At 61.9% G+C, this 6,563-nt stretch carries 6 protein-coding genes and 1 pseudogene; 5 read left to right on the top strand and 2 right to left on the bottom strand.

Annotated features, from left to right (window positions below; all coding sequences use genetic code 11):
• Nucleotides 1-161: pseudogene (locus GVL52_RS31045) on the bottom strand (nodulation protein NodT); the annotation flags it as partial.
• A 277-nt stretch (nt 162-438) separates the two neighbouring features.
• Here GVL52_RS31045 and GVL52_RS27615 point away from each other — a divergent pair.
• From GVL52_RS27615 to GVL52_RS27595, 5 genes are all read left to right on the top strand, one after another.
• Complete coding sequence (locus GVL52_RS27615) at nt 439-900, top strand: MarR family winged helix-turn-helix transcriptional regulator (RefSeq protein WP_200847919.1); 462 nt, start codon at nt 439-441, stop codon at nt 898-900.
• Nucleotides 884-2,977: an FUSC family protein gene (locus tag GVL52_RS27610; RefSeq protein WP_160012608.1), complete on the top strand. Its 2,094-nt coding sequence runs from the start codon at nt 884-886 to the stop codon at nt 2,975-2,977. Before GVL52_RS27615 ends, GVL52_RS27610 begins: the two co-directional genes overlap by 17 nt.
• Nucleotides 2,974-3,183, top strand: a complete 210-nt coding sequence (locus tag GVL52_RS27605) for a DUF1656 domain-containing protein (RefSeq protein ID WP_160012607.1) — start codon at nt 2,974-2,976, stop codon at nt 3,181-3,183. Before GVL52_RS27610 ends, GVL52_RS27605 begins: the two co-directional genes overlap by 4 nt.
• Nucleotides 3,180-4,046 (top strand): HlyD family secretion protein, encoded by an 867-nt coding sequence (locus GVL52_RS27600; protein WP_160012606.1) that lies wholly within the window; start codon nt 3,180-3,182, stop codon nt 4,044-4,046. Before GVL52_RS27605 ends, GVL52_RS27600 begins: the two co-directional genes overlap by 4 nt.
• A gap of 155 nt (nt 4,047-4,201) precedes the next feature.
• The gene (locus GVL52_RS27595) at nt 4,202-5,407 is read left to right on the top strand and encodes an adenylate/guanylate cyclase domain-containing protein (RefSeq protein ID WP_160012605.1); all 1,206 of its coding nucleotides are present in this window, start codon (nt 4,202-4,204) and stop codon (nt 5,405-5,407) included.
• Between the two features lie 46 nt (nt 5,408-5,453).
• Here GVL52_RS27595 and GVL52_RS27590 read toward each other — a convergent pair.
• A partial coding sequence (locus GVL52_RS27590) for a PLP-dependent aminotransferase family protein (RefSeq protein WP_160012604.1) occupies nt 5,454-6,563 on the bottom strand: 1,110 nt, incomplete at its 5' end.

Raw genomic sequence — 6,563 nt, 5'->3', positions numbered from 1 at the left:
CGATAGGCTGTCCACCAGGTGACCGTCGAGACATCGGCGCCGACCTTGGCGCCACCCTCGTTGAACTTAGCCGGAAGCGGCATTTCCGGGGGAACATGATCCGGGCCGCTCACACAGCCGGCGAGAACGGATAATCCAGCAACAAAGGCAAAACGACGCATAAAGTCTCCATAGGCAAGCGACCGCAGCGCGGTTCGCTAATAAGCTATTAATGCTTATGGTTAATTTTTCCTTTCGACAATGCATATTGTCGATGGGGGGAAGGCGTATTCGTCGCAATACACCGAAAAATTGCAGGGCCGAGGGAGGGCTGCCGGGGTAAGGTCCGGTTGCGGGGAGGTGGGCGGATAAGAGTTCGCTAACTATCGAATGGCAGCTATGCGCAAATACCATTGAATTCTAATCGATAGGATGTTATCTAATTCCATGACAACGAACATGAAGAAAACCTGGACCGAGTTTGCACCCTTGCTGATGATTTGCGGGCGTGGATGGCGCCGCGCACTGAACGCTGTTTTGACCGACCACAAGCTTTCCGATGCCAGCGCTGCGCCGTTGATTGCGTTGCTGCGCCATGGCGACCGGATACCGCAGAATGTGCTGGCCGAACGGGTTGGTGTCGAAGGCCCCACACTCGTTCGCGTGCTCGACAGTCTGGAGAATGATGGCTTGATCTGTCGGGTCGCTGACGAGGCGGACCGGCGGATAAAGTTGGTGCAACTTACCGAGGAGGGCACAGCGGTCGCCGAGCGCGCCGAAAGCTGTGCGGCTAAGTTGAGAGAACAGATCCTTGGCGATCTCGACCCCGAACAGGTCGATGCTGCCCTGGTGGTTCTGCGCGCCGTTGCGGAAAAGACCGCGACGATAACCGGAATGCAGGAACATGACGAGCAGCCATAATGCGATCTCCCCGACTGTCGGCGATGTCGTTTTCTCCATAAAGACCTTCATCGCCGCGATGCTGGCGCTTCTGATCGCTCTTTGCTTCGATTTGACAAATCCCTATTGGGCGGTCAGCACGGTCTATATCGTGGCGCATCCGCTATCGGGTGCCAACACGTCGAAGGCGATCTACCGCCTGATCGGCACGGCGCTCGGTGGTGCGATGACCATCGTGCTGGTCCCCAACCTCGTCGATTCGCCCGAACTGCTGACGCTTGCCATCGCGCTGTGGATGGCGTTCTGTCTCGGGGTCAGCATGCTCGACCGCACCCCGCGCAGCTATTCCTTCATGCTGGCTGGATATACGACGGCGTTGACCGGGTTTCCGATCGTCGCCAGCCCCGAGACGGCTTTCACCTATCCGGTTGCCCGTGTCGAAGAGATTGCGCTCGGTATCATCTGCGCCGCGGTGGTCAGCCGTCTGGTCTTTCCGCGCCATGCCGGACCGGTGCTTGCCGCGCGCATCGATGCCTGGGTCGGCGATGTCGCGGCGCTGGCGATCGCGACGCTGAAAAGCACGGGCAAGGACGATGCGCTCCAAGCGGGGGCACGCAAGCTTGCCGCCGATGCCGTCGATCTTCACAGCTTCACCACGCATGTCGCCTACGACACCTCGGGCCTGCGCGACATGGTCGGCCGTACCAGGACGCTGCAACAGCGCATGGTGGCAATGTTGCCCATCGTGTCAGGTCTCGCCGACGTGCTGCATGCCTTCAAGGCGGCAACGGATGGCCGGCTGACGCCTGCCGCCAACGAACTGGTTGACCGCACCACAGATCTGCTCTCGAGACGGTCTGCCTACAGCGATGCCGAGCGGCAGGAACTGCTTGCGCTGATGGACAAGGCCGAGCGGGAAGGCCAGGAGCAGCAGGAATGGAATGGCCTCCTGGCGCATAATTTTACCGCACGGCTTCGGGACTTGCTGCAGATCTGGAACGATTGCCTGACGCTGCGCGAGGATATCGAGACGGGCGGGCGCCGCGAGCTGCGCTGGCAGCGTTTCGGCACCTTGTTCAGCCGTGCGCCGATCCACCGGGATTACGGCATGGCCATCCACTCGGGATTGTCGGTGATGCTGTCGACATTCATCGCGACGGCGCTGTGGATATACACCGGTTGGCCGCAAGGCAGCGCCGCTGCGATGATGGCCGGTGTCCTCTGCTGCATTTTTGCAACGATGGACGATCCGGCGCCGATGATGCTGAAGTTCCTGTATATCTCGATCGTTGCGATTATCGCTGCCTTCATCTTCGAATTCGGCCTTTTGCCGCTCATTCATGGCTATGTATCGCTGGCTGCGGCGCTGGGTCTCATTCTCATCCCTGCCGGGCTGCTGATGACCAAGCCATCGCTGATGATTTACGGACTTGGCTTTTGCGTCAACTTTCCCAGCATGCTTGCGCTGCAGGATCGTCTCAACCCCGACTTGGGTTCGTTTGCGAACTCGAACATCGCACTGGTTGTTGGCCTGGTCATCGCCTGCGGCACCACCGTGCTGGTGCGCTCGGTTGGTGCCGAGTGGACCGCCTATCGGGTGCTTCGGGCCGGATGGGCCGACATCGTTGCTGTGGCGCGTGAGACGGATGCCCCCGATTTCGCGCGGCTGTCGTACCGGATGGTCGATCGGTTCGGCCTGGTGGCGCCTCGCTTGGCAATGATCCCGAGGGAATCTCAGGTGGCTCAAAGCGACATCTTGCGCGACCTGCGCAATGGACTGAACACGATGGAGCTGCAGCGCCACCGCCAGTTGCTGGCACGCGACAATCGTGCTCCGATCGACGAGGTGCTGTCGGGCGTTGCCGCGCTCTATCAGCGAAAACAGAAACATGGCGATGCCCAGGCGGGCGAGGGCCTGCGCGAGGCGATCGACCGGTCGCTCGTTCGGCTGATGCCGCTCAGCCCGTCATCGCCCGTCGAAGGCGCCCGTCGCGCCATAACCGGGCTTCGTTACAGCCTCTATCCCGATACGGCATTTTCGATGCCCGCTGTGGCAGATGAGGCCGACGTTCAACACGCAAAGGAGAACGCAGCATGAGACCGGAAATCGATCTTTACGGCGTCTTCGTACCCACACTGGCGGCCATCGCCGTTGTCGCCTTCTTCCTCAATTCCATCCTGCGGCGGATTTTGGCCTTCACAGGTTTCTATCGTCTCGTTTGGCATCGGCCACTGTTCGATACTGCCATGTATTTCTGCCTGCTCGGCGCTCTGGCGCTGTCTCTCAACAAGGTGTCATTATGAAATCGCTTCTTGCTTATTCCGGCCGCTTCCTGCTGACCGGCGTCGTCGTCGCGCTCGCGGGCGTGCTGGGCTGGCATCTCTGGGACTACTACATGAACGATCCGTGGACGCGTGACGGCAAGGTCCGCGCCGATATCGTTCACCTCGCATCCGACGTCTCCGGCATCGTCAGCGAAGTCGATGCAAAGGACAACCAGACGGTCCACAAGGGCGACGTCATCTTCCGCATCGATCAGGCGCGGTTCGAGCTGGCCCTGCGCCAGGCCGAAGCCCAGATGGAAAGCGGCAAGGCAGCGCTCGACATGGCCAACAGCGATCTCGATCTCTATCGCAAGCTCGGCGAGAGCTCGGTTACCCGCCAGAAGATCCAGCAGGCAGAAACCACCGTCCAGCAGGACGAGGCGACCTATAATCAGGCGATCATCAGCCGTGATACCGCGCAGCTCAATCTCGACCGGTCGGTCGTGCGTGCTCCCGTCAACGGCGTGCTCACCAACTTCTCGATGCGGCCCGGCAACTACGTCTCGGCCGGAACCGCTGTGACGGCACTGATCGACACGGATTCCTACTACATCTCCGGCTATTTCGAGGAGAACAAGCTCGACCGCATCAAGGTCGGCGACGAGGCGCTGGTCTATCTCATGGGCAGCGAAAAGCCGCTGAAGGGCAAGGTGACAGGTATTGCCGGCGGTATCGAGGATCGCGAACGCAGCGATACCACGGCGCAGCTTGCCAACGTGACGCCGACCTTCACCTGGGTACGACTGGCGCAGCGCGTGCCGGTACGGGTGACGCTCGACGATCTGCCTGACGGTACGGCACTGGTGGCCGGCCGCACCGCGAGCGTGACGATCGTCGAGTGAGCCAAAGCGTGGCCCGCAAGGACCATTTCCGCAGGCCGCATTCACTCCAGAATAGTTCACGGTCCAGGCGTCCTTCGATGGACCGTGAACGGGCGCGCTGACCTTAACCGTCCGCAATGCCAGACATAATGGACGCCCTGGATCAGGAGACAGCCGTGGACGATCGCCACGTCATAGGAATTACCGCTTGGCTGATGCAGAGCGGATTGAAAGGCATGTCTGAAGCCGACCTTCTGGACGGTTTCTGCGAGCGTTGTGTCGCAAACGGCCTGCCGATCGGCCGGTCCGTCGCGGTCATCGATACGCTTCATCCGCTTTACGAAGGACGCGCCTTTCGCTGGGATGCCCGGCTGACGGTCGAGCGCGTCTCGGCATATGGCGTCGCCGGTCCCGGCCACTTTGCGGACAACTGGCTTCGCTCGGCATTTCACCATCTCGAGGTCGAAGGCAGCAACGAGGTGCGCCGGTGTTTTTGCCGGGGCGATGCGGCCGATTTCTATCTGCTCGATGAACTGAAGAGCGCCGGCTTCACCGATTTCATCGCCATGGCCCATCGTTTCGGCAACGAGGGCACGATCGGCGAGATCGATTGCTTCTTTTCGCATTTCGCCACGCGGACCGCCGGCGGCTTTTGCGAACGCGATCTGGCGACCTTGCGCGACCTGCTTCCCTGTCTGGCACTTGCGGTCAAATGCGTGACCGTCAGCGGTGTCGCCGGCACCATCGCCAAGGTCTATCTCGGCGAAGATGCGGCCAACCAGGTGCTGCACGGCAAGATCACCCGGGGGCGCAGCGACCGGATTTCGGCAGCGCTGTGGTTTTCCGATCTCGCGAATTTCACGCACATATCGGATACCATCGACCCGGAAGAGATCATTCCGATGCTGAACGACTATGCCGATGCGGTGATCTCCTCGGTGCAGGAGGCGGGCGGGGAAGTGCTGAAGCTGATGGGCGATGGCACGCTGGCGATCTTCAAGGGGCAGAAGCCGAGCGATGCCTGCGTCGCGGCGCTGAAAGCCAAGTCGTTGCTCGACAAGCGCCTCGCCGATCTCAGCGCCCAACGCCGGATCGAGGGCCGGCCGGTGACCGACGTCTATCTCGCCCTGCATATGGGCGACGTGTTTTATGGCAATATCGGCAGCAAGGATCGTCTCGACTTCACGGTGATCGGCCCTGCCGTCAACGAGGTCAGCCGGATCGTCTCGCTTTGTCGCTCCCTGCAGCGCAAGGTGCTGATGTCGGCCAGTTTCGCGGCGATCGTTCCCTCGACGCAGATCGATCTGATGTCGATCGGCCAGCATGCATTGCGCGGAGTGAACCGTGCGCAGGAACTGTTTACGCTGCTGCCGGGGCTGTAGCCGGTGTTCATCTCTGCGTGGCTGTCACCAGGCGCCAGGCAGGTCGCTATCCTGTGTGTGCGTTGAGAAGCCTTGCGAGCTTCGATGCCGTGACGTCGATGTCGGTCGGGACCACTTTGGCGATACCGAACAGCAGGCCGGGCTTTGGCTTGCCGAGATAGAAGCGGGACATGGGCTGTGGCGCAATTTCATGCGCGCGCAGCGCCGTGACAATGGCCTCGTCGTCGATCGTCTCATCCTTGAACCAGCTTGCGAGCTGCAATCCGCCAGCACCTTCCGCAATGTTCAGCAGGTGGCCGCAATGCTGCCGCAGCGCATCCGTCGTCGCTGCCATGCGGGCGGCATAGGTTGCGTTCATCTGCCTGAGATAGGCGCGCAGCCGGCCCTCGCGGATGAAATCGGCCAGCGCTGCCTGGATATGGACCGAGACGACGGCGCCGCGCAATTGCAGCGCGGCAGATGCCTGCGCGATCAGCCAGGACGGAACGATCGCGTAGGCGACGCGCAGGCCGGGTGCGAGGATCTTCGAGAAGGTGCCGAGATAGGCGACGACCTCGTTGCGGTCGATGCCCTGCAGGGAGGCGATCGGGCGGGAGCCATATTGAAAATCGCTGTCGTAATCGTCTTCGAGGATCAGGGCGCCGGTTGCCTGCGCCAGATCGAGAAGGGCCAGCCGGCGTTGCAGGCTCATGGTCGCGCCTGTCGGATACTGGTGCGATGGCGTGACGTAGATGATCCGTGGCGCTGGGCCATCGGCCTGGGTGACATCGATACCAGCGTCGTCGCAGGCGATGGGGACGATCTCGGCACCTGCCGATCGCATCAGGGTTTTCGCCGAGGGGTAGCCGGGCTCTTCCATCCAGACGCGATCGTTGTCGGCGCCGGGCAGCCGCAACGAGGCAAGCAGGTCGATCGCCACCCGCGTTGAAGGCAGGATCAGCACCTGTTCGGGCGCGGCCACCACCCCGCGCGTGCCGGCCAGATGCTCGGCGATCGCCTCCCTGAGATCGCGCAGACCGCAGGCGTCGCCATAACCGAGGTCGTGGACCCGCAGCCGGCGGGCGCGGGTCGCCAGGCAGCGCGCCCAGGCGGCATGCGGGAAATGCTGGAGGTCCGGCGGGCCGGGTTCCAGCAGCATGGCGGGGGCGGGGAGCGC

Origin of the sequence: Rhizobium sp. 18055 (assembly GCF_902706285.1) — a bacterium.
In the GTDB taxonomy this organism is placed as follows: domain Bacteria; phylum Pseudomonadota; class Alphaproteobacteria; order Rhizobiales; family Rhizobiaceae; genus Rhizobium.
The sequence above is the reverse complement of the archived record's forward strand: the minus strand, read 5'-3'. Positions and strand labels throughout refer to the sequence as shown.